This is a genomic window from Pseudomonas sp. AC355 (assembly GCF_979258205.1).
The window spans coordinates 1,678,578-1,700,910 of the sequence record NZ_OZ409843.1; the positions used below are offsets into that span (position 1 = coordinate 1,678,578).

Consider the following 22,333-nt stretch of genomic DNA (forward strand, 5'->3'; position numbering starts at 1 on the left):
GAGCATCCCCAGGAGGCCAATCATCATGCAACCACTCACTGCCGGCGAAGCACGCAGCAACCTGTATGGCTTGATGGATCAGTCCACAGAATCCCATCAGCCGATTCTGATCTTGGGCAAGCGCAGCAACTCCGTGCTGATATCGGCTGATGATTGGGAAGCCATCCAGGAAACGCTGTACCTGCTGTCCGTTCCTGGTATGCGCGAATCCATCAAGGAAGGCATGGAAGAGCCGGTAGACGACTGCGCTACCCTCCGACACCAAGAGCATGGCCGGCCTGGTTTTCAGGATGATGGAATTCAGATCGGACTAAAGCGGCCATAAGCGGACTGGAAAACGCGCTTTTGCCCTAGAAATGTCCTAACCCTCAGAAGCCAGAAACACAAAACCCCCGTAATCGCTAGGATTCACGGGGGTTTGCGTTGATTCGAAAGTGGCGGTGAAGAAGGGATTCGAACCCTTGATACGATTTCTCGTATACACACTTTCCAGGCGTGCTCCTTCAACCGCTCGGACACTTCACCGGATCTCGCCAGACATGCTGTCTGTCGAGGCGCGCTAATGTAATCGAACGGTTGCCCAAAGGCAAAACTTTTTTAGAAGATTCATGTGGTTAAGCCACAACAAGTGGCAGCCCGCTCCAGCAAGTGCAAGGGCTCAACGGCGGCTTACCAATCTGCGGTGACAGGTATGGATGAGATTGTCGGCAATGCTGATCGGCCCAATCCATCATCGGCACTACGTTGCAAGTGGGATCTTCCCTTCACTCGCCCGGGCAGCTTGGCCCTGAACACTGACTTGTCGGTCATCCTTCGCGCTTTACCTGACCTCGTCCGATGGGTAACGTCAGCCGCATATCCAGAACAAGGAGTCGACCATGAGCGACCTGATCAGCTACCAACTCGATGACGGCATCGCCACCCTGACCTTGAGCAACGGCAAGGTGAATGCCATTTCTCCTGCGCTGATCGAGGCCTTCAATGCAGCCCTGGATCGCGCCACCCAGGACAAGGCCATCGTAATCCTCACCGGGCAGCCGGGCATTCTTTCCGGGGGTTACGACCTGAAGGTAATGACCTCCGGCCCGCAGAATGCCATCGACCTGGTAGCCGCGGGTTCGACCCTGGCGCGGCGCATGCTCGCTCATCCTTATCCGATCATCGTCGCCTGCCCGGGCCACGCGGTAGCCAAAGGTGCGTTCCTGCTGCTTTCCAGTGATTACCGCATCGGTGTCGAGGGCGCCTTCAGCATCGGCCTCAACGAAGTACAGATCGGCATGACCATGCACCATGTCGGTATTGAGCTAGCCCGTGATCGCCTGCGCAAATCCGCGTTCCATCGCTCGGTAATCAATGGCGAGATGTTCGATCCGCAGAGCGCAGTGGATGCCGGTTTCCTCGACAAGGTGGTGCCCGCCGAGCAGTTGCTCGCCACCGCCCTAGCCGTGGCGGTGCAGTTCAAGAAGATCAACATGAACGCCCACCGCAAGACCAAGCTCAAGGTACGTGCCGCGCTGCTGGAAACACTCGACAAGTCTATCGAGCTGGATAAGCAGCACGCCTTGTAAGGTTCATGCATGCAGCCTCATGGGCTGTATGCATGAATGCTGGCAATCACTGGTAATGGCCTGGCAATTGCCCAAAGCCTGGGCCACCTCTACACTGCGCGACCTTTTTCGAGTGGGTCGCACCTATGCTTTTCGTACTGCGCATGCTGATGATGAGCGTGCATTTCATCATCGCAGGCATTCTCGGATTGCTATTGGGCCTATGCAGGCCCTTCCACCCGGATAACAGCCGCCTCTGCGCGCGCTTCTATTCTCTACCGGCACTGCGGCTGTTACGCATTCGGGTAGAGACCGATACACGCAACCTTGCTGAACACAGCAAACCCTGCGTGATCATCGCCAATCACCAGTCCAACTATGACCTGTATGTCATCGGCCGCGTGGTACCCAGGCGCACGGTGAGCATTGGCAAGAAGAGCCTTAAATGGGTGCCGCTGTTCGGTCAGTTGTACTGGCTGGCGGGTAATGTGCTGATCGACCGTGGCAATGCGCACAAAGCCAAGCGCTCGATGCTGGCCACCACCCATACGCTGCAGCACGAAAACACCTCGATCTGGGTATTTCCCGAAGGCACCCGCAATGGCGGCGGTGAACTGTTGCCCTTCAAGCGGGGCGCCTTCCAGATGGCCGTCAACGCGGGCGTACCGATCATCCCCGTATGTGCCAGCAGCTATGTGCGAAGCCTGCGCCTGAATAGCTGGAACAGTGGCAAGGTGATGATCCGTTCACTGCCCGAGATTCCCACTGCAGGCTTGAGCATGGATGACCTGCCTCAATTGATCGAAACCTGCCGTACACGCATGCAGGCTTGTATCGATTCGATGGATGCCGAGCTGGCTCGCACCTGAGAGCCTGTTCAAAGGTGCTGAGCGAGTTGAGATAAGCAGGTAAGCTGCAGCGAACAGGTTACGCACGGGGCCAACCATGGGCGAAGTCGTCGCAGCAGCCGTTTACAGCAAGGGCCGCAAGGTCAGCGATATCCATCTCGACGAAGGCCGCGATTGGGCAAGCAAGCCCGAGCACTTCGTGTGGATCGGCTTGCACGATCCTGGCAGCGAAGAGCTCGGCAACCTGCAGCGGCAGTTCAATCTGCATGAACTGGCCCTGGAAGACGCGCTGCAACGACACACCCGCCCCAAGCTCGAGACCTTCGGCGACGCGCTGTTTCTGGTGCTTTATTCGCCGGTGCAGGTCGGCGACGAACTGACCTTCGTGGAAACTCAGTTATTCGCCGGCAAGGGCTACGTGATCAGCGCCCGCTACGGCGAATCCGCGCCCTATTCAAGGGTGCGCCAGCGCTGCGAGGCACGGCCGCTGCTGCTTGAACACGGTGAAGACTTCGTGCTCTACGCCCTGCTCAGCTTCATCATCGAAAATTACCGACCGTTGATGGATATCTATTACGCCGAGCTGGAGCAGCTCGAACAGACGGTGCTGGAATGCGCCATGACCCATACCGAGGTGGTGCGCATTCAGCAACTGCGCCGCGACCTGTTGCGCCTGCGCCGCAATATTGGCCCGTTAGCGGAGATCTGCCAGGAGCTGCAACACCTGGACTTCCCCTTCATCGACAAGAACATGCGGCCGTACTTCCGTGACGTCGCCATCCACGTCAATCGCCTGCTCGAAGACCTTACCAACCTGCGCGAGATGGCCGATCACGCCATCGAGATTGGCCTGCTGCTGGAGTCGTCCCGGCAAAGCGTGGTGCAACGCAAGTTCGCCGCCTGGGCAGCCATACTGGCCTTCCCCACAGCCGTCGCCGGCATCTATGGCATGAACTTCCACAACATGCCCGAGCTCACCTGGCAGTACGGCTATTTCGCAGTCCTGGGTGTGATCGGCGCAGGCTGCGTAGGCCTGTACGCCAGCTTCCGGCATTACGGCTGGCTGTAGACGGCAAAGCGCAATATCCCTGCTACCTGAAGCCGCCAACCGTAGGAGCCGGCTTGCCGGCGATCAGCGTTCACCAGGAGTTCGCACTTCGTGAGACGATCGATTCGCGCCGAGGGCAACGCACCTACAAGCGGGCTCTCTTGCAGGTTCAGGTAAGGGGCCGGGCATACAGCCCCCTACCTCGCCTCGCTTACTGGCGCATGCCGCGCCCGCTGACCAGCAAACGCACACACAGTACATAGAGCACAGCCGTGGCGACCAACATGAAGCCGATGGCGGTGCCGATGCGGATGTCAGATACGCCGAGAATGCCGTAACGGAAGGCGTTGACCATGTGCAGCACCGGGTTGGCCATCGACACAGTCTGCCAGAACGGCGGCAGCAGGGTGATCGAATAGAACACGCCGCCCAGGTAGGTCAGCGGCGTCAGCACGAAAGTCGGGATGATCGATATATCGTCGAAGTTGCGCGCGAACACCGCGTTGACGAAGCCGCCCAGCGAGAAGATCGTCGCCGTCAGCAGTACCACCAGCACCGTCAACCCCAGGTGGTGCACCTGCAGATGGGTGAAGAACAGCGACAGCATCGTCACGATCACACCGACCGCCAGCCCGCGTAGCACGCCTCCAGTGACGTAACCGATAAGGATGGTGTGCGGCGACACCGGGGAGACCATCAACTCCTCCACCGAGCGCTGGAACTTGCTGCCGAAGAAACTCGACACCACGTTGCCATAGGCGTTGGTGATCACCGACATCATGATCAGCCCCGGCACAATGTACTCCATGTAAGTGAAGCCACCCATGTCACCGATCTGCCGACCGATCAGATTGCCGAAGATAACGAAATACAGAACCATGGTGATCGCCGGGGGCAGCAGCGTCTGCGGCCAGATACGCATGAAGCGACGCACTTCGCGGTAGACGATGGTGCGCAACGCCACGATGTTGGCGTTGAACTCGGACTGCTCATGACTCATACGGCCACCTTCGACAGGTTCTTCTCGACCAGGGACACGAACAGTTCCTCCAGGCGGTTGCTCTTGTTACGCAGGCTCAGCACCTCGATGTTGTGTGCCGACAATTGCCGGAACAGCTCGGTGACGCCCTGGCTTTTGTCCACCTGCACTTCGAGGGTGTGGTGGTCGACCAGCTTGGCGGGATAGCCGACAAGCTGCGGGACGGCAGCCAGGTCGTGCTTCAGATCCAGCAAGAAGGTCTCGACATGCAGTTTGCCCAGCAGCGCTTTCATGCTGGTGTTCTCGACGATCCGCCCGTGGTCGATGATGCCGATGTTGCGGCACAACTGCTCGGCCTCTTCCAGGTAGTGGGTGGTGAGAATGATGGTGATGCCCTGCTTGTTGAGATCGGTGAGGAAGCTCCACATCGAGCGCCGCAGTTCGATGTCGACACCCGCAGTCGGCTCGTCGAGGATCAGCAGCCGCGGCTGGTGCACCAGCGCCCGGGCGATCATCAGCCGGCGCTTCATACCGCCGGACAGCTCCCGCGAGGCCACGTCGCGCTTGTCCCACAAGCCCAGCTGGTTGAGGTACTGCTCGGCACGCTCCTTGGCCAGTCGCGCAGGAATACCGTAGTAACCGGCCTGGGTCACGACGATGTCGAAGACCTTCTCGAACTGGTTGAAGTTGAATTCCTGGGGCACCACGCCGATGCAGCGCTTGAGCGCGGCAGGCTGGGCGTCCAGGTCATGGCCGAACACGTTGACCGTGCCACTGGACTTGTTCACCAGCGTCGAGAGGATGCCGATGGTGGTGGATTTACCCGCACCGTTAGGGCCAAGCAAGGCAAAGAAATCACCTTCGGCCACATCGAGGTCGAGACCGTGCAAGGCCTGGAAGCCGTTGCCGTAGGTTTTGGTCAGCTGCCGGATCGACAGAGCAGTACTCATAAAGGATACGCACGCATGAAAAATGACAGGATTTAGATGGGGGTATTGTCGAACTATTACAACGAAATATCAGGGGGAATCAGTTCAGCTCGGTCATCACCGCACACTGATAGGCCGGTCGTTCGCGCAGCCGCGCATACCAGGCCTGCAGGTTGGGCTGTGGCGGTCGTTCGATGGGCATCTCGAACCAGGCGTAGATGAAGCTACCAAGGGGAATGTCGCCCATGCCGAAAGCGTCGCCGGATAGATAGTCATGCTCGCCTAGCGCCTGCTCAGGCAGTGTGAGAAGTTCGATGCAGCGCAAACGTGCAGCCTCGATCGCCGCCAGATCGCGCTGCTCGACCGGGGTACGCAAGGTGCCCCAGAACAAATCGCGGAAAGCACCCGCAAAGGTGGAAGTCGCCCAGTCCATCCATTTGTCACCCATCGCACGACTTGCAGGATCTGCCCGATAGAGCGTGCCCGGTGCGTAGGCTGCCGCCAGGTAACGCACAATGCTGTTGGACTCCCAGAGCACCAGGCCACCATCCTCGAGCACGGGCACCTGCCCGTTGGGATTGCGCGCCAGGAACTCGGGCTGATCGACCACCCCGAACGCACCGCCGGCATCCAGACGTTGATAGCCGACGCCGGCCTCCTCCGCACACCACAGCGCCTTGCGCACATTGGTGGAATTCTTGCGGCCCCATATTTTCAGCATCGCCAATCGTCCTTATTAGAAGCCCATGAGCCGAAACGCTGACAACCCTACCACTCTGCTCAGAAGAAGAAAGCCAGACATACTGATGTTGGCTATCGACCTCGTTCATGTAGCACGCGTACGGGCCATTCATGAGCTGACCAACAGGTCATCCGCAGACGCAATTTGTTAGCCGAACTACGCGGCCCCGGCAGGGGTCACTATCGTGAACGCAACAGGTCGTGACCACCCGGAAGTGATCTGTAACGCCCCTGTCGGCAGCCTCTGCGCTTGCCGACTACGATTATGGCGTCGGTAGTCGTTCTGCCATCGCCATCATGGAGGATTTTGCATGCTCGCTGTCTGGTTGCTCGTTCTGGTTATCGGTACGGCCTTCTTGGCCCACCGCCGCACGGCGCCCCTACCCGCCCTGGCAATCGTTGCCGCCTACCTGCTCGTCATGGGCGCCTACAGCCACGCGCCGGGCTGGCTGATGGTGATCTTCTGGCTGCTCTGGCTGGCGGTCGCCTTGCCCCTGGCGCTACCGGAGCTGCGCCGCAAGCACTTCACCGCACCGCTGTTTGCCTGGTTCCAGAAGGTGCTGCCGCCGATGTCGGCCACCGAGAAGGACGCCATCGAGGCAGGCACCGTATGGTGGGATGGCGAGCTGTTCAGCGGCCGCCCCGACTGGGATAAGCTGCTGGCCTACCCGAAAGCCAAGCTGACCGCCGAGGAGCAGGCCTTCATCGACGGCCCGACCGAAGAGCTGTGCGCCATGGTCAGCGAGTGGGAAATCGGCCAGCGCATGGATCTGCCGCCTGAAGCCTGGGCGCACATCAAGCAGCATGGCTTCTTCGCCCTGATCATTCCCAAGGAATACGGCGGCAAGGGTTTTTCTGCCTACGCCCACTCCCAAGTGGCCATGAAGCTGGCCACCCGCAGCGGTGACCTCGCCTCCACCGTGATGGTGCCCAACTCCCTCGGCCCGGCCGAATTGCTGCTGCATTACGGCACAGAAGAGCAGCGCAACCATTACCTGCCGCGCTTGGCCCGTGGCGACGATATCCCCTGCTTCGCCCTGACCGGCCCGCTGGCGGGTTCCGACGCGGGCGCCATGCCCGATAGCGGTGTGATCTGCAAAGGCCAGTGGAACGGCGAGGAAGTCGTCGGCCTGCGGCTGAATTGGGAAAAGCGCTACATCACCCTCGGCCCGGTAGCGACACTGCTTGGCGTGGCTTTCAAGGCTTATGACCCGGAACACCTGCTCGGCGACAAGGAAGAGCTGGGCATCAGCCTGGCACTGATTCCCACCGACACCCCCGGAGTCGAAATCGGCCGCCGCCACCTACCATTGGGCGCCGCCTTCATGAACGGCCCCAACTCCGGCAAGGATGTATTCGTGCCATTGGAATACCTGATCGGCGGGCCGGACTACCTCGGCAAGGGCTGGATGATGTTGATGAACTGCCTGTCGGTAGGTCGCTCCATCTCCCTGCCCGCCGTCGGCACCGGCGCCGCCAAGTACACCAGCCTGGTCACCGGCCAGTACAGCCAGGTGCGCGAACAGTTCAACGTGCCGCTGTCGGCCTTCGAAGGCATTCAGGAAGCCCTCGCTCGCATTGGCGGCAACGCCTGGCTGATGGATAGCGCACGCATCCTCACCGCCAATGCGGTGGATCTGGGCGAGAAGCCGTCGGTACTTTCGGCGATCCTTAAGTATCACCTGACCGAGCGTGGCCGCGAGTGCATCACCCACGCCATGGACGTGCACGGCGGCAAGGGCATCATCATGGGCCCGAGCAACTACCTGGGCCGCTCCTGGCAAGGAGCACCGATCTTCATCACGGTCGAGGGCGCCAACATCCTGTCGCGCAACCTGATGATCTTCGGCCAGGGGGCAATCCGCTGCCATCCTTACGTACTCAAGGAAATGGCCCTGGCCAATCGTGAGGATCGCGATCAGGCGCTGGTGGAGTTCGACGACCTGCTGATGCAACACATCGGTTTTGCCGTCAGCAACGCCGCCAGCACACTGATTCTCAGCCTCAGCCTGGGCATGCTCGGCAAGGTGCCGGGCGACCGTATCAGCCGCCCTTACTTCCGCGCGCTGAACCGCCTGAGCGCCGCCTTCGCGATGCTTGCCGACCTCAGCATGATGCTGCTGGGCGGTGAACTGAAGCGTCGCGAGCGCCTTTCGGCACGCCTGGGTGACGTACTCAGCCATTTGTATCTGGCCTCTGCGGCTCTCAAGCGTTATCACGACCAGGACTACCCGGAGCACGTCCGCCCGCTGCTGCATTGGGCGCTCGAGGAGAGCCTGGGCAAGGCCGAGACCGCCATCGACAATTTGCTCAGCAACTTCCCCAACCGCTTGCTGGGAAGTGCCCTGCGCGTGCTGGTTTTCCCCTTCGGCCGTCGCCACCAGGGCCCGGACGATCACCTCGACGCACAGGTCGCGGCGATCATCGGCCGCAATGCGGGCGACCCGGCACTCGAAGAACTGCTCGAAGGCTGCTTCCGCCCAAGCGCCACGGACGACCCGGTTGGCGCCCTGCAACACGCCTTCAATCTGCTGCAGGAAGCTCAGCCGCTACAGAAGAAGCTGCACAAGGCCGTCAAGGCCGGGCAGGTTCGGGAAACGCCGGGGCAGAACGAGATCGAAACGGCAGTGGCTGCCGGCGTACTCACCGCCGAGGAAGGCCAGCAGCTGCAACGAGCTGAGGTTGCCCGTCGCGTGGTGATCGATGTCGATGACTTCAGCAAGGAAGAGCTGCTGCCGAGCGAGGGCAAGGTCAGGTAGTCCTTACTGCAGGCACGACAGCGGGCGCCGTGGACTTTATACTCCGGCGCCCGTTTTACTTTCAGGATCACCGGACATGGCCAACACCCATCTCGATCACCACATCGCACTGCTCAACCACCTGCGCACCATTCTGGTCGCCCTGGGCGAAGCCGAGCAGATTCTCGATGACAGCCATGCCAACTTTCTCGAGCGCTATGACGAGCTGCTGGCCGAGCTGCCAGTAGATTTCGAACGCAGCCAGTACCTGGGTCAGGATCTGATCAGCCAGATTTTCCAGCGCTACCCGCAGATCGCCCACCTGGTGCCCCGCGACCTGCTGTGGTTCTTCGGCGGCGACTGCCTGCACTTCATGCCGGACGAAGAGATCGAGCTGTACCAGCAACTCGACGAGCGCCGCTTCTACGCCGAAGAAAACGACGAACCGTTCGACTGGAATCAGGAAAAGCAGCTGCTGGCGATGCCGACACCAAGCAGCCGCCACTGACGAAAAAGCCCGCCAGCACTCAACCCGTGCTGGCAGGCCTCGAAACACCAAAAGGCAGACACGAAAAAGCCGCTCAACGAGCGGCTTTTTCGTTTATTTGGAGCGGGAAACGAGACTCGAACTCGCGACCCCGACCTTGGCAAGGTCGTGCTCTACCAACTGAGCTATTCCCGCATTTACAACAAATTGGCGTCCCCTAGGGGACTCGAACCCCTGTTACCGCCGTGAAAGGGCGGTGTCCTAGGCCACTAGACGAAGGGGCCCTTGAACTTTTTTACAACGATTCAGCTGCCAAGCTGAATCAATAATCTGGAGCGGGAAACGAGACTCGAACTCGCGACCCCGACCTTGGCAAGGTCGTGCTCTACCAACTGAGCTATTCCCGCATATGTTGCTTCCACTTCATTTCCGAAGTGGCGTCCCCTAGGGGACTCGAACCCCTGTTACCGCCGTGAAAGGGCGGTGTCCTAGGCCACTAGACGAAGGGGACGTTGCCCGGAATTTCCGGCTTCCGCGCTGTGCCTTTCGGCATTCCCTTGGAAGTGGCGCGCATTCTATGGAGCCTTTTAACGGTCGTCAACCTCTCAAATAATATTTTTTAAAATCAACGACTTCACCCTGGATTTCAGCAGTTCGGCGAGAAACCTGAAAGTTCACTAAACAGAGCCCTAAAGGGCCATGGCACAAGACCTGAACATGAACACTCCACTGGCGGCTGGCTGGCTCTTTGCCATGCCGATGATCAAGAGCCTCCTCACAACTTAGCAAATGTCGGCATGAAGAGTGCGTGATCAAATGCAATCGCCGCTAGGAGGCGCCCCAACTAAGCACTACACTCGTGCGAAAATGGCGTTTGAGAGGTTAAAGCGATGTCCTCGCTCGTGATCACCCTGGCGATAATCGGCGGCATCATCCTCTTGGTGCTGATTGCCTATCTGAATCAATTGGCCGAAAACAACAAGCGCAAGAAGGCACGCCTTAAAGCTGATCTAGCCGAGCGCTACCGTCGTATCGCCGATCTCAACGAGCAGTTCGCCGGGCAATTCATGACGCCGGAGCTCAAGCTGTTGCTCAGCCGTCTGCAGTTACACTTCGCCGAACGCCTGCTGGAAGTCGATAAGCAGGATGCCGCCTACGCAGCCATGGCCCAGGAACTGCGCAAATTTATCGGCCAGGGCGAGGCCATCCCGGTTCGCAATGCCCCCTTCCCGGTGACCGACGACGAACGGGCGAAACAGGTTCGCGCTCAACTGGAAATGCTGCACGGCCAGATCAGCAAAGCAGCACAGACCGGCCTGCTGCCTGTCGATGAAGCCAAACAATGGGCGCAGCAGATACGCCATATGCTGGCTCAGCTTTATATAGAGCTTTATGGCAACCAGGCCCGGCATGCGCTGCAGCAGCAACAGATCGGCCACGCCCGCCTCGCACTGGAGCGTGGCGTGCAGTTCCTGCAAAAGCAGAGCGACGTGGCGCGCTATCAGGCGCCGCTGGCGCAGTTCCAGAAACAACTCGCGCAGGTCAACGCCATGCTGGTCAATCCAGGACAACAGGCCGTCGATGAATCCAGCGAACTCAACGAGGGACTGAAGTCGCTGGAAGGTGATGGGGACTGGAAGAAGAAGGCGATATACGACTAGTGCTGTTGCCGTTTCAACGCAAACCGCGTTGTTGAAACGGCAACAGACGCCGGATCTCAGCAATCACTCGCGCGCAGCAGCACGGCGGCGAGGCCTTCGATTCCTCGTTGATCAACCTCGCTGAACCGCCCAAGCAGCGGACTATCCAGATCCAGCACGCCAATCAGCCGGCCATCCTTGATTAGCGGGATGACCAATTCACTGTTGGACGCACTGTCGCAAGCGATATGCCCGGCGAAAGCATGCACGTCCTCCACCCGCTGGGTTTGCAACGACGCTGCCGCGGCGCCACAAACACCGCGCCCAAACGGAATGCGTACGCAGGCGACTTTGCCCTGGAACGGCCCGAGCACCAGCTCATCGTCCTTGACTAGATAGAAACCGGCCCAATTGAGCCCTTCCAGCTCGTGAAAGACAAAAGCGCTGAACTGCGCAGCATTGGCAATGAAATCGCGCTCGCCGCTCAACAGTGACTCGAGCTGGGCAGTCAGCAACGGATAACCGTCGAGGCCCGTACCGCTTTCACTCAAATCGATCATCGCGACGTCTCCAGCAGTTGCAGGCCCACCCACTGGCGGGCGAATTGATAGGCACAGCGGCCGTTACGATTACCCCGCCCCGTCGCCCAGCGCACGGCAAGCTTTTCCAGATCCTCGCTCCACTGCCACTGCAGATCCGCCTCTGCTGCCTGCACGTCGATCCAGTGGCGCACCACATCCAGGTAATGCTGCTGGGTGAAGGGGTAGAAGGACAGCCACAGGCCAAAGCGATCCGACAAGGCGATCTTGTCCTCGACTGCCTCGTTCGGGTGCAGTTCGCCATCGACCATCTTGGTATTGGCGTTGTCACTCTCACGCTCCGGCACCAGGTGGCGGCGGTTGGAGGTGGCGTACAGCAGCACGTTCTCCGGCGAACGCTCAAGGGAGCCGTCGAGCACACTCTTGAGCACCCGGTAATCGCCCTCTCCCGCCTCGAACGACAGATCATCGCAGAACAGGATGAAACGCTGCGGCAGCTTCATCAGCTGTTCCACAACGCGCGGCAGATCGGCCAAGTGGTCACGCTCGATTTCGATCAGCCGCAAGCCGGCACCTGCATGCTCGGCCAGCAGCGCACGCACCAGCGACGATTTACCAGTACCCCGGGCGCCCCACAGTAACGCGTGGTTGGCAGGCATGCCCTGAACGAACTGGCGGGTATTGCGCGCCAGCTGCTCGCGCTGGGTGTCGACACCGATCAAGTCACTCAGGCTCATGTCCAGGCTCACTTTCAGCGGCTGCAGATAGCCACTGCGCCCCTCACGCTGCCAGCGCGCGGCCAGACATTGCTGCCAATCGAGCGGCTCGCGAATCGCAGGCAGCAGCGGCTCCAGGCGTGTCAGAACACTGTCGGCACGCTGGAGAAAATCAAGCAAACGGGAATCCACGGTCAGGCCCTCGAATCATCAGTATGTTGAGGCGGGTGTGCCGAAAAGCAGGCCATATCGACTATGCTTGGACAGCGATCGGAACGAGACAGCGCCTTATATGGAAATACCACTGACACAGCGGCTGTCATTCAAACAGGCTGGCGTTACCGTCCTGGTGGCGTTCATCATCGGAACGCTGCTCAGCCTGGTGCAGATAGGCGTCGATTATGCCAGTGAAGACGCCGCCATCAACCGCGAGATTCGTGCGCTGATGGAGATCAGCCACAATCCTGCCGCACGTATCGCCTACAACATCGACGCCGAGCTGGCCCAGGAATTGGTCGCCGGCCTGCTGCGCTCGCCCGCCGTGACCGGCGCACGCATCGTCGACAGCAATGGCGAGTCCCTGGCCAGCACCACGCAGCCAGCGGCGGAAAGCAACTATCGAATCTTCAGCGACTTCTTGTTCGGCAACAGCCGCCATTTCGAAACTCGCCTGTCAGTCGAGCATGCGCCTGACGAGCAACTGGGCATGCTGCAACTGGACATCGACACCTACGCATTCGGCAGCAACTTCCTCAAACGCGCGATGTTGACCCTGGTCAATGGCTTCGCCCGCAGCCTGCTGCTCTCGGTGATTCTGCTGGTGCTGTTCTATTTCATGCTGACCAAGCCACTGAACCAGGTGGTCCAGTCAATCGCCAGCCGCGACCTGCGCACCCCGGATCGCACCCGCCTGCCCTGCCCGCCCGGCCACGAGCGCGACGAAATCGGTGTCTTGGTAGCAGTTGCCAACAACCAGCTCGCCAGTATTTCCACAGAGATCGAACAACGACGCAACGCCGAGGATCGACTAACCGACTACCTCGGCGAGCTGGAAGCCATCGTTTCAGCCCGCACAGTGGAGCTCAAGGCCGCCAACAGTCGCCTCAGCCGCTCCAATGAAGAACTGCAGCAAGCCCGCCACGACGCCCTGGCCATGGCTCAGGCACGCTCCATATTTCTAGCCAACATGAGCCATGAGATCCGTACCCCGCTGAACGGCTTGCTGGGTATGCTGGCGTTGTCTCTGGAAGGCACGCTGAGCAGCGAGCAGCGCCAGCAGCTGTCGATCGCTCATGACTCCGGCAAGGTGCTGGTCGATCTGCTCAACGATATTCTCGATCTATCAAAATTCGAGGCAGGACAACTGGAGCTGGAGAACATCGCCTTCGACCTCGGCACGCTGGTCGAAGGCACCGCCAGCCTGCTGTCGCAAAACGCCCTGCCCGGCGTCGAGTTAACGTGCCTGATTGACCCGCAATTGCCGTCGCAGATGCTTGGCGACCCGACACGGGTGCGGCAGATCGTCAGCAACTTGCTGTCCAATGCCCTGAAATTCACCCGCGAGGGCCGCGTTGATATCCGTATTCGTGCCGAGTCGAATCAGGTCCGTATTGAAGTCTGCGATACCGGCATCGGTATTGCGGAAGATGCACAGGCACGTATTTTTCATCCCTTTACCCAGGCAGGCGCGGACATTACTCGTCAGTTCGGCGGCACCGGCCTAGGCCTGGCACTGACACGCCGTCTTTGTGAGGCCATGCATGGCCAACTGGAATTGCTCTCTACGCCTGGTAGCGGCAGCCGTTTCAGCGCGATATTGCCGTTACCAAGCTTACAAGCGGCTCCTCCCCCCCACGGCTGGCGGGACGAGTACTGGCCATCTGTAGCGCCAACACTGGCTTGGCCGAATTGCTCCCCATGCAGATCAACCGCTGGGGCTTGGGTTACCAGCGCCTGGACAGTGCCCATCAGGCCAGCGACATCGATGCCGACGTACTGATCAGCGATTGCCCGACCTGCATGGAACGTCTGCGTCAGCAGACCACCACACCGATCATTCTGGTCACTGCTTACGGCAGTTTCCTCGATACCGAACAAGCACTTGCCCTGGCACCATTGGAACAGGTAGCCAGGCCACTCACCCGCCATCACCTGCTGCAGGCGCTGGGCCGCGCTTTACAGCAGCCGTCAGAGAACGCGAGCGGGCCACAGGTACGCGCAACAACACCCCGTAAGCAAGCACGTGTGCTGCTGGTCGAAGACAATCCGGTCAACCAGTTGGTGGCCAAAGGCATGCTCGGCAAGCAGGGCCTGGAAGTAACGCTGGCCAACAACGGTGAGCAGGCGCTGGAGCGACTGCAGGAAGAACCTGTCGACTTGGTACTGATGGACTGCAATATGCCCGTGATGGACGGTTACGAAGCTAGCAGACGCATACGCGCCAACCCGGCGTGGCAGCATCTACCCATCATTGCCCTTACCGCCAATGCGCTTTCCGAAGAGCGCGAACGTTGTTTGGCGGCGGGCATGAGCGATTACCTAGCGAAACCCTTCCGCCGCGAAGAGCTACTCGCCCTGCTCGATCAATGGTTGCCGAGCTAGCGTCTGCTCCCGCCTCAGTTGCGAGCACATCCTAGCCCCTCACATAACACTCAGAGGCTGCGCATGCGCTGTAGAAGCCCATCCAACTGCATGCGTAGTGGCTCCAGTTCCTGGCTATCGACCCCATGCTCACAGAGCAATTCTCGCTTCAATGCAGGCACCAGGGCCTGCAACTGACGACCAGCAGCGGTAAGGCCCAGATGCACTTCACGCTCATCTTGCGCACAACGCTGACGCTCAACCAGACCCGCGTGCTGCAAACGTTTGAGCAATGGCGTCAGGGTGCCCGAGTCGAGGAGCAGACGCTCCCCCAGCGCCTTCACGGTCGGCTGCGCAGGCGGCGTTTCATCCCACTCCCAGAGCACCAACATGGCCAGGTACTGGGGGTAGGTCAGTTGCAGCCTGTCGAGCATCGGCTTGTAGGCACGCACCACCATGCGGGATGCGGCATACAGCTTGAAGCACAGATGCTGGTCAAGTTTCAGATCAGCCATTGAGCATCGCTTCGATAGCGGCACTCAGTGCCTGGGGCTTGGTGGTGGGTGCATAGCGCGTCACCTTGCGGCCATCGCCACTGATCAGGAACTTGGTGAAATTCCACTTGATGCGCTGCGTGCCTAACAGGCCGGGCGCCTCGCGCTTGAGTTGCACGTAAAGCGGATGCGCACCGTCGCCATTCACCTCGATCTTGCGGAACAGCGGGAAACTGACCCCGAAATTCAGCTCGCAGAAGCTGGAGATCGCCTTGTCGTCGCCCGGCTCCTGCTTGCCGAACTGATTACAGGGAAAGCCCAGCACTACCAGCCCCTTGTCTGCGTACTGCTTCCAGAGGTTTTCCAGCCCTTGATACTGCGGAGTGAATCCGCACTGGCTGGCGGTATTGACCACCAGAATAGCCTTGGCGCCGAAGTCCGCCAGATTCTTACGCTCGCCACTGATGGTAATGCAGGGTATCGCCAACAGATCTTGACTCATGGGTGCGGGCTCGCTGAGTAATGGAGCCAAAAGAATAGTTAGCAACTGAATTGCACACAATTCAATTGATCAAAAATAAGGCCCGCTATAAGCGGGCCGAATGATGATCACTCGCACAGCTGCGCTCGACGCCTAGCGCGGCACGTGCTTGAGCGACACCGAATTGATGCAATAGCGCTGTCCAGTTGGCCGTGGGCCATCAGGAAATACGTGACCCAGGTGAGCATCACAGTTGCTGCAGCGCACTTCGACACGGTGCATACCATGGCTGAAGTCTTCTAGCTCGGTGATGACATCGGCATTCAGCGGTTGGAAATAGCTTGGCCATCCACAGCCGGAATCGAACTTGGCATCGGAGTCGAACAATGGCGTGCCGCAGCACACGCATTCATAAACACCCGGCTCTTTGCTGTCGTGATATTCCCCGGTGAACGGACGCTCCGTACCGCCCAGGCGGCAGATATTGAACTGAGTGTCCGACAACTCCTCACGCCAGGTTTCCAGTGGTTTTTCGAGTTTGCTCACAGGCCGTCCTCCTCAGGATAAAAAAGCCCTATCTGTATCTTTGCCCGACTCAGGCTGACACGTATGATTCGACACCTCAACCCGCCACGGCTCGCCGCCGCCTCGGCCCGCTGAAGGCCGCACCTCTTCGATTCGGGATTCTTCACCATGCAGGTCAGCAAATCCAACAAGCTCGCCAACGTCTGCTACGACATTCGCGGCCCGGTGCTCAAGCACGCCAAGCGACTGGAAGAGGAAGGCCAGCGCATCCTCAAGCTGAACATCGGTAACCCGGCGCCGTTCGGCTTCGAAGCCCCCGAGGAAATCCTCCAGGACGTCATCCGCAACCTGCCCATGGCCCAAGGCTACAGCGACTCCAAAGGCCTGTTCAGTGCGCGCAAGGCGGTGATGCAGTACTACCAGCAAAAGCAGGTGGAAGGCGTCGGCATCGAAGACGTTTACCTGGGCAACGGTGTATCCGAGCTGATCGTCATGGCCATGCAGGCCCTGCTCAACAACGGCGACGAAGTGCTGATTCCCGCCCCTGATTACCCGTTGTGGACGGCTGCCGTGGCACTCTCCGGCGGCAATCCGGTGCACTACCTGTGCGATGAACAGGCCGGTTGGTTCCCCGACATCGCTGACATGCGCGCCAAGATCACCCCGAATACCAAGGCCCTGGTACTGATCAACCCGAACAACCCCACGGGCGCGGTGTACTCCCGGGAAGTGCTGCTGGAGATCGTAGAACTGGCACGCCAGCACAATCTGGTACTGTTCTCCGACGAAATCTACGACAAGATTCTCTACGACGACGCCGTGCATATCTGCACCGCATCCCTGGCCCCGGACGTGCTCTGCCTGACCTTCAACGGTCTGTCGAAGTCCTACCGAGTGGCCGGCTTCCGTTCGGGCTGGGTGGCCATCTCCGGCCCCAAGCACCGCGCGAGCAGTTATATCGAAGGCCTGGATATTCTCGCCAACATGCGCCTGTGTGCCAACGTACCCAGCCAGCATGCAATCCAGACCGCCCTCGGCGGCTACCAGAGCATCAACGACCTGGTACTGCCCAACGGCCGCCTGCTGGAACAACGTAACCGCACCTGGGAACTGCTCAACGACATTCCGGGTGTCAGCTGCGTCAAACCCATGGGCGCGCTGTACGCCTTCCCGAAGATCGACCCGAAGGTCTGCCCGATCCACAACGACGAGAAGTTCGTGCTCGACCTGCTGCTCTCCGAGAAATTGCTGGTGGTACAGGGCACCGCGTTCAACTGGCCGTGGCCGGATCACTTCCGAGTGGTCACCCTGCCCCGCGTCGATGACCTCGAACTTGCCATCGGACGTATCGGTAGTTTTCTCAAGACCTATCGCCAGTAACCACGCTACCGGCTCACGGGCGCCTGCCCAGGCATCCGTGAGGCCGCCAACCTTACAAGACTGAGCCCATGGATCTGCAGATCGACGACTTTTACAAGGACGCAGCCAGTAGCCTGCTGATGCTGTATCAGGTGTTCCCGCGCAAGGCTGCGCTGTATGTGGAAGACTTGATCGGCCGCGAAGAGCCTGACGAGTTCGGCCTGCCGAGCAAACGCCATCAAGCTTGCCTGGGCACACTGCTATGGCTAGCCGATGAAGGCTATCTGCGCTACGAGTCCACCATTGGCTATGACGCCCTGGATCAGGCCGTACTGAGCGAAAAAGGCTTTCTGCGTTTGTCGCGCGGTATCGCGCGCGCCCTACCGGATGGCGAGACGCCACCACCAGCGGTGAGTCGAGTGCAGGCCACATTGGCCTTTCAACTGCGCGAAGCGTTGGCTCAGCAACATGGTGAACGGATTGCGCGACTGACCCGACACCTGTTCGAACAACGCTCTGCGGAACATCGCCTGTAATCCCCACACCACTCAGTTATCTGCGATAAACGCGGTTTTTCTCGGTGGGGATTGAAATAAACCAGAAAATCCCAATCTAAGCACTGCCAGCGTTGCGCAGCAGAGTGCTCACGCCGTGGCCATGCGACACAGTTTGAAATAGTCACTCGGTTGAATAGCCACAGGGCGAGCCCTTATATAGCCGCCATATTGAGCCTGTATTTCCCGTGAGGAGTCGTTTCACACCATGATGCGCATTATGTTGTTCCTGGCAACCAACTTGGCAGTACTGGTCATCGCCAGCATTACCCTCAAACTGCTGGGGGTTGATCGCTTTACCGGCCAGAATCACGGCAGCCTGCTGATCTTCTGCGCCGTCTTTGGTTTTGCCGGCTCGCTGATCTCGCTCTTCCTGTCCAAATGGATGGCGAAGATGAGCACCGGCACCGAGATCATTACTCAACCACGCACCCGCCACGAACAGTGGCTGCTGCAGACCGTCGAAGAGCTGTCCCGCGAGGCCGGCATCAAGATGCCGGAAGTGGGTATCTTCCCGGCCTACGAGTCCAACGCCTTCGCTACCGGCTGGAACAAGAACGACGCATTGGTCGCCGTCAGCCAGGGCCTGCTCGAGCGCTTCTCGCCCGATGAAGTGAAAGCCGTACTAGCCCACGAAATCGGCCACGTGGCCAATGGCGACATGGTTACCCTGGCGTTGATCCAGGGCGTGGTGAACACCTTCGTGATGTTCTTCGCCCGTATCTTCGGCAACTTCGTCGACAAGGCGATCCTCAAGAACGAAGGCGGTCACGGTATCGGTTACTTCGTGGCGACCATCTTCGCCGAGCTGGTACTGGGCATCCTGGCCAGCATCATCGTCATGTGGTTCTCGCGCAAACGCGAGTACAAGGCAGACGAAGCCGGCGCTCGACTGGCTGGCACTGGCGCCATGATCGCTGCACTGCAGCGCCTGCGTGCCGAACAGGGCGTGCCAGTGCAGATGCCTGACAGCCTGACCGCTTTCGGCATCAACGGTGGTCTCAAAAACGGCTTGGCCGGCCTGCTGATGACCCACCCGAAGCTGGAAGATCGCATCGAAGCTCTGCGCCGCCTAGGCTGATAGCGACATGAACGAAAAAGGCGACCGCGAGGTCGCCTTTTTCGTATCTGTCATCCCTGCAGGGGATTTTCGATCAACCGTTCAGAGCAGCCGCAACCGATAAGCACGCTCATCCATGCGAGTGAGGCCACGGGCCCGGAATCGCTCTTCCATCGCGTCCTGGCTTTCCAGCAGCTCGCTATCCCAGACACTGCCGAATCCGCCTCGCACCTCAGCATCGCAGACGGAAAAGGGTGGCCCATCCATGAGGGCCTGATCGTAATCCAGGGTTACCAGCAAGCCCTTACTGCCCGCAGGCATTACGCACTGCAGGTGCCGGACATAACGCTCGCGCATCGCAGGCGGCAGGGCAATCAGGGCTGCGCGGTCGTAGAACAGCGCACAATCTGCGAGCTGCTCGCTACCGAGCGCGAAGAAATCACCACAGTACAACTCGATCCGTCCGTGCCGGTAAACTTTAAATGCACCTTCCTGGCTGACCGATGCTTCCAGTCTCTGCTCTTTAAAAAATGCCTCGACGGCGGTTTGTGTCAGTTCCACACCGATCACTCGATGACCGCGCTCGGCCAACCAGACCATATCCAGGCTTTTGCCGCACAAAGGCACCAGCACCCGAGCGCTATCCGCTGCCGCAAAGCTTGGCCAGTATCGCTGCAGGAACAGGTTGACCTCAGTGGCATGAAAACCGATCTGATTATTCTGCCAGCGCGTTTGCCAGAACGTTTCCTGCATGATGCCCCCATCAAACAATCGATAAATCAGATAATAACAGCCATCAAATAGCCGTTGTTCAGCCAGTCTAGCTGATAGATCATCTCTCTACCTTCAGGAGGTCATCATGCTACCCAGTCTGTTCATTTCCCATGGTTCACCCATGCTCGCCCTGCAGCCCGGCGCCAGCGGCGTGGCCCTCACCCGTCTTGCCGCGGATCTGCCGAAACCACGCGCCATCGTGCTGGTATCGGCACACTGGGAGAGCACCGAACTGCTGGTGATGAGCGCGGCCCAGCCACAGACCTGGCACGACTTCGGCGGCTTTCCTCCGGAGCTCTATCAGGTGCAATACCCCGCGCCCGGCAACCCGCAACTGGCAGAAGACATTGTGCAGCGCCTGAAAACAGCCGGCCTTCCCGCCCGTGCCGATGAGCGCCGGCCGTTCGATCATGGCTGCTGGGTTCCGCTGTCGCTGATGTATCCGCAAGCGGACATCCCAGTGGTGCAGGTGTCGCTGCCCAGCCACCAAGGCGCAGCCCTGCAGCTCCAGGTTGGCAAGGCTCTGGCCGGGCTGCGCGAGCAGAATGTCCTGCTGCTCGGCTCCGGTAGCATCACCCATAACCTCGGCGAGCTGGACTGGCGTGCCGCCCCGGAAAAGGCGACGTCCTGGGCCGCGGAGTTTCGCGACTGGGTGGTAGACAAGCTGCAGAGTGACGATCTAGAGGCGCTGCTCGACTACCGCCAGCAGGCGCCCCACGCTCGCCGCAACCACCCCAGCGAGGAGCATCTGCTACCGCTGTTCTTCGCCCGCGGTGCCGGCGGCACCTGCCGGATCGAACACCAGGGCTTCACCCTCGGGGCGCTGGGCATGGATATCTACAGCTTCGCCTAGCAGGTAGTTGAAAGCGTCGGCGATGGCAACTGAGGCAGTCATTTAACCGCTGCTAAAGGCAAAAGCGCTGCAGGGTACTGAGCAAAATCTGCACCTTGGTGATCGACTCCTGATACTCGGTCTGCCAGACCGAGTCGGCGACGATGCCACCGCCCCCCCAGCAACTGATCGTGCCGTCCTTGGCCAACAAGCTACGGATGGCGATAGAACTGTCCATCTCACCGCGCACATCCAGGTACAGCAGCGAACCGCAATACAGACCACGCCGCGCTGGCTCCAGCTCATCGATGATCTGCATTGCCCTGATCTTCGGCGCTCCCGTTATGGAACCGCCGGGAAAGGCCCCCAGCAGCAGATCCAGCGCGTCTTTATCAGCGGCCAGTTCGCCGGTCACTGCGCTGACCAGATGATGCACGTTCGGGTAACTCTCCAACGCAAACAGTTCGGGTACGCGTATCGAACCAATCGTGCAACTGCGGCCTAAATCGTTGCGCAGCAGATCAACGATCATCAGGTTCTCGGCGCGATCCTTGGGACTACCGAGCAATGCACGGGCGTTGTCGGCATCTTCCTGCTCGTTGCGTCCACGGGGCTGAGTCCCTTTGATCGGCCGGGTTTCCACCTGCCCCTTGCTGACCTGAATGAACCGCTCTGGCGAGAGGCTCAGCACCGCACCACCATCTGCCAGCGTCAGGTAGCCGGAAAACGGCGTCGGGCAGGCCTCACGCAGCGCGCAGTAGGCTTGCCAGGGCTCGCCCTGATAAGCGGCTCGAAAGCGCTGGGCGAAATTGACCTGGTAGCAATCACCGGAAGCGATGTAAGCATGAATGCGGGCGATGGCGCTGGCGTAGGCATCCGCTTCGATATCGGCCTGGAAGGGCCCAAGCAAGGCGAATGGCGCATCTTCCGCTACTACCGAGGGCGCTCCCTGGAACAGAGAGAGCAAACGCGCCTGCTCGCTGCTGGAGAGCGATGGGTGAAATACCAGCTGGCTGGTCTGTGCCAGGTGGTCGCTGATCAGTGCCCAGGCGTACAGACCGAATACGGCATCGCCCAGACCCAGGTCGTCCCTGGCCTGCTCGGGCAGCACTTCGATGCGACGACCGAAATCGTAGCCGAGGTAACCCAGCAGGCCACCTGCGAACGGCAGCTCAAAGCCGACCGGCAGCTCGGCCTCGCCCAGCGCAGCCAAGCCCTCGCGCAAACGCGCGAAAAAGTTGGCGCCTGACTCGCCTTCCTGCGGGCTAAGGGTCGCCTGGGGCCAAGCGCTGAGCAGGTCGTAGCGCCCACGCGTGGCCGTCGGCCGCCCGGAATCCAGCAGCACCGCACCCGGTGCCTGGCGCACCCGCTCGAAATAAGCGGCAGGATCGGCCTGATAAGGCAGGGAATGGACAAGACAGGTAGACATTCAACACATCGCACAAACAAGGACGGCCGATTG

General features: G+C 59.9%; 20 protein-coding genes, 5 tRNA genes and 2 pseudogenes. 12 read left to right on the forward strand and 15 right to left on the reverse strand.

Annotated features, from left to right (window positions below):
* Positions 1–25: 25 nt before the first annotated feature.
* Positions 26–247 (forward strand): annotated as a pseudogene (locus ACZ0AI_RS07925) (type II toxin-antitoxin system Phd/YefM family antitoxin); the annotation flags it as partial.
* Positions 248–435: 188 nt separating this feature from the next.
* Here the strand turns inward: ACZ0AI_RS07925 and ACZ0AI_RS07930 are convergent.
* Positions 436–525: transfer RNA gene (locus ACZ0AI_RS07930), tRNA-Ser, on the reverse strand.
* A gap of 353 nt (positions 526–878) precedes the next feature.
* On the opposite strand from ACZ0AI_RS07930, the gene ACZ0AI_RS07935 reads away from it, so the two are divergent.
* From ACZ0AI_RS07935 to ACZ0AI_RS07945, 3 genes are all read left to right on the forward strand, one after another.
* The gene (locus ACZ0AI_RS07935) at positions 879–1,568 is read left to right on the forward strand and encodes a crotonase/enoyl-CoA hydratase family protein (protein ID WP_463565278.1); all 690 of its coding nucleotides are present in this window, start codon (positions 879–881) and stop codon (positions 1,566–1,568) included.
* A 125-nt stretch (positions 1,569–1,693) separates the two neighbouring features.
* A complete protein-coding gene (locus ACZ0AI_RS07940; RefSeq protein WP_225833104.1) occupies positions 1,694–2,416 on the forward strand; it encodes a lysophospholipid acyltransferase family protein in 723 nt (240 codons plus the stop codon).
* 76 nt (positions 2,417–2,492) lie between these two features.
* The gene (locus tag ACZ0AI_RS07945; RefSeq protein WP_225833107.1) at positions 2,493–3,464 is read left to right on the forward strand and encodes a magnesium and cobalt transport protein CorA; all 972 of its coding nucleotides are present in this window, start codon (positions 2,493–2,495) and stop codon (positions 3,462–3,464) included.
* Between the two features lie 190 nt (positions 3,465–3,654).
* Here ACZ0AI_RS07945 and ACZ0AI_RS07950 read toward each other — a convergent pair whose 3' ends face one another.
* The 3 genes from ACZ0AI_RS07950 to ACZ0AI_RS07960 all read right to left on the reverse strand — a co-directional run bounded on the left by ACZ0AI_RS07950 (position 3,655) and on the right by ACZ0AI_RS07960 (position 6,072).
* Positions 3,655–4,443, reverse strand: coding sequence for an ABC transporter permease (locus ACZ0AI_RS07950; protein WP_463565279.1), 789 nt, complete (start codon positions 4,441–4,443; stop codon positions 3,655–3,657).
* The gene (locus tag ACZ0AI_RS07955) at positions 4,440–5,372 is read right to left on the reverse strand and encodes an ABC transporter ATP-binding protein (protein WP_463565280.1); all 933 of its coding nucleotides are present in this window, start codon (positions 5,370–5,372) and stop codon (positions 4,440–4,442) included. The genes ACZ0AI_RS07950 and ACZ0AI_RS07955 overlap by 4 nt, the downstream gene beginning before the upstream one ends.
* Positions 5,373–5,451: 79 nt before the next feature.
* On the reverse strand, positions 5,452–6,072 hold the full coding sequence (locus ACZ0AI_RS07960) for a glutathione S-transferase family protein (protein WP_463565281.1): 621 nt from the start codon (positions 6,070–6,072) through the stop codon (positions 5,452–5,454).
* Positions 6,073–6,403: 331 nt separating this feature from the next.
* Between ACZ0AI_RS07960 and ACZ0AI_RS07965 the strand changes: the two genes are divergently transcribed.
* Both ACZ0AI_RS07965 and ACZ0AI_RS07970 read left to right on the forward strand, forming a co-directional pair.
* Complete coding sequence (locus tag ACZ0AI_RS07965) at positions 6,404–8,851, forward strand: acyl-CoA dehydrogenase (RefSeq protein ID WP_463565282.1); 2,448 nt, start codon at positions 6,404–6,406, stop codon at positions 8,849–8,851.
* A gap of 76 nt (positions 8,852–8,927) precedes the next feature.
* Positions 8,928–9,338: a PA2817 family protein gene (locus ACZ0AI_RS07970; RefSeq protein WP_463565283.1), complete on the forward strand. Its 411-nt coding sequence runs from the start codon at positions 8,928–8,930 to the stop codon at positions 9,336–9,338.
* A 98-nt stretch (positions 9,339–9,436) separates the two neighbouring features.
* Here the strand turns inward: ACZ0AI_RS07970 and ACZ0AI_RS07975 are convergent.
* The 4 genes from ACZ0AI_RS07975 to ACZ0AI_RS07990 form a co-directional block, all read right to left on the reverse strand.
* Positions 9,437–9,512, reverse strand: a tRNA-Gly gene (locus tag ACZ0AI_RS07975).
* Between the two features lie 13 nt (positions 9,513–9,525).
* A tRNA-Glu gene (locus ACZ0AI_RS07980) sits at positions 9,526–9,601 on the reverse strand.
* 47 nt (positions 9,602–9,648) lie between these two features.
* A tRNA-Gly gene (locus ACZ0AI_RS07985) sits at positions 9,649–9,724 on the reverse strand.
* Between the two features lie 28 nt (positions 9,725–9,752).
* Positions 9,753–9,828: transfer RNA gene (locus ACZ0AI_RS07990), tRNA-Glu, on the reverse strand.
* A 379-nt stretch (positions 9,829–10,207) separates the two neighbouring features.
* Between ACZ0AI_RS07990 and ACZ0AI_RS07995 the strand changes: the two genes are divergently transcribed.
* Positions 10,208–10,978, forward strand: a complete 771-nt coding sequence (locus tag ACZ0AI_RS07995) for a hypothetical protein (RefSeq protein ID WP_463565284.1) — start codon at positions 10,208–10,210, stop codon at positions 10,976–10,978.
* Between the two features lie 56 nt (positions 10,979–11,034).
* Here ACZ0AI_RS07995 and ACZ0AI_RS08000 read toward each other — a convergent pair whose 3' ends face one another.
* Together ACZ0AI_RS08000 and ACZ0AI_RS08005 are read right to left on the reverse strand one after the other, a co-directional pair.
* Entirely contained in the window at positions 11,035–11,517 is a 483-nt protein-coding gene (locus ACZ0AI_RS08000; protein WP_463565285.1) for a GAF domain-containing protein, read from the reverse strand.
* The gene (locus tag ACZ0AI_RS08005; RefSeq protein WP_463565286.1) at positions 11,514–12,404 is read right to left on the reverse strand and encodes an ATP-binding protein; all 891 of its coding nucleotides are present in this window, start codon (positions 12,402–12,404) and stop codon (positions 11,514–11,516) included. Before ACZ0AI_RS08005 ends, ACZ0AI_RS08000 begins: the two co-directional genes overlap by 4 nt.
* A 100-nt stretch (positions 12,405–12,504) precedes the next feature.
* Here ACZ0AI_RS08005 and ACZ0AI_RS08010 point away from each other — a divergent pair.
* A pseudogene (locus ACZ0AI_RS08010) lies at positions 12,505–14,813 on the forward strand (hybrid sensor histidine kinase/response regulator).
* A gap of 50 nt (positions 14,814–14,863) precedes the next feature.
* On the opposite strand, the gene ACZ0AI_RS08015 reads toward ACZ0AI_RS08010, so the two are convergent.
* The 3 genes from ACZ0AI_RS08015 to msrB form a co-directional block, all read right to left on the reverse strand.
* Entirely contained in the window at positions 14,864–15,307 is a 444-nt protein-coding gene (locus ACZ0AI_RS08015) for a MarR family winged helix-turn-helix transcriptional regulator (protein ID WP_463565287.1), read from the reverse strand.
* Positions 15,300–15,788 (reverse strand): glutathione peroxidase, encoded by a 489-nt coding sequence (locus ACZ0AI_RS08020; RefSeq protein WP_463565288.1) that lies wholly within the window; start codon positions 15,786–15,788, stop codon positions 15,300–15,302. Before ACZ0AI_RS08020 ends, ACZ0AI_RS08015 begins: the two co-directional genes overlap by 8 nt.
* A 132-nt stretch (positions 15,789–15,920) precedes the next feature.
* The gene (msrB, locus tag ACZ0AI_RS08025; RefSeq protein WP_463565289.1) at positions 15,921–16,313 is read right to left on the reverse strand and encodes a peptide-methionine (R)-S-oxide reductase MsrB; all 393 of its coding nucleotides are present in this window, start codon (positions 16,311–16,313) and stop codon (positions 15,921–15,923) included.
* 147 nt (positions 16,314–16,460) lie between these two features.
* Here msrB and ACZ0AI_RS08030 point away from each other — a divergent pair, with 147 nt between their 5' ends.
* The 3 genes from ACZ0AI_RS08030 to htpX all read left to right on the forward strand — a co-directional run bounded on the left by ACZ0AI_RS08030 (position 16,461) and on the right by htpX (position 19,286).
* Complete coding sequence (locus ACZ0AI_RS08030; RefSeq protein ID WP_463565290.1) at positions 16,461–17,672, forward strand: pyridoxal phosphate-dependent aminotransferase; 1,212 nt, start codon at positions 16,461–16,463, stop codon at positions 17,670–17,672.
* A gap of 68 nt (positions 17,673–17,740) precedes the next feature.
* Entirely contained in the window at positions 17,741–18,187 is a 447-nt protein-coding gene (locus ACZ0AI_RS08035) for a hypothetical protein (RefSeq protein WP_225833130.1), read from the forward strand.
* A gap of 226 nt (positions 18,188–18,413) precedes the next feature.
* Positions 18,414–19,286, forward strand: a complete 873-nt coding sequence (htpX, locus tag ACZ0AI_RS08040; protein WP_042556667.1) for a protease HtpX — start codon at positions 18,414–18,416, stop codon at positions 19,284–19,286.
* An 81-nt stretch (positions 19,287–19,367) separates the two neighbouring features.
* On the opposite strand, the gene ACZ0AI_RS08045 is transcribed toward htpX, so the two are convergent.
* A complete protein-coding gene (locus ACZ0AI_RS08045) occupies positions 19,368–20,018 on the reverse strand; it encodes a thiopurine S-methyltransferase (RefSeq protein ID WP_463565291.1) in 651 nt (216 codons plus the stop codon).
* A gap of 106 nt (positions 20,019–20,124) precedes the next feature.
* On the opposite strand from ACZ0AI_RS08045, the gene ACZ0AI_RS08050 reads away from it, so the two are divergent.
* Positions 20,125–20,892: a DODA-type extradiol aromatic ring-opening family dioxygenase gene (locus ACZ0AI_RS08050; RefSeq protein ID WP_463565292.1), complete on the forward strand. Its 768-nt coding sequence runs from the start codon at positions 20,125–20,127 to the stop codon at positions 20,890–20,892.
* Between the two features lie 52 nt (positions 20,893–20,944).
* On the opposite strand, the gene pabB is transcribed toward ACZ0AI_RS08050, so the two are convergent.
* Positions 20,945–22,300: an aminodeoxychorismate synthase component I gene (gene pabB / locus ACZ0AI_RS08055; protein ID WP_463565293.1), complete on the reverse strand. Its 1,356-nt coding sequence runs from the start codon at positions 22,298–22,300 to the stop codon at positions 20,945–20,947.
* Positions 22,301–22,333: the final 33 nt, after the last annotated feature.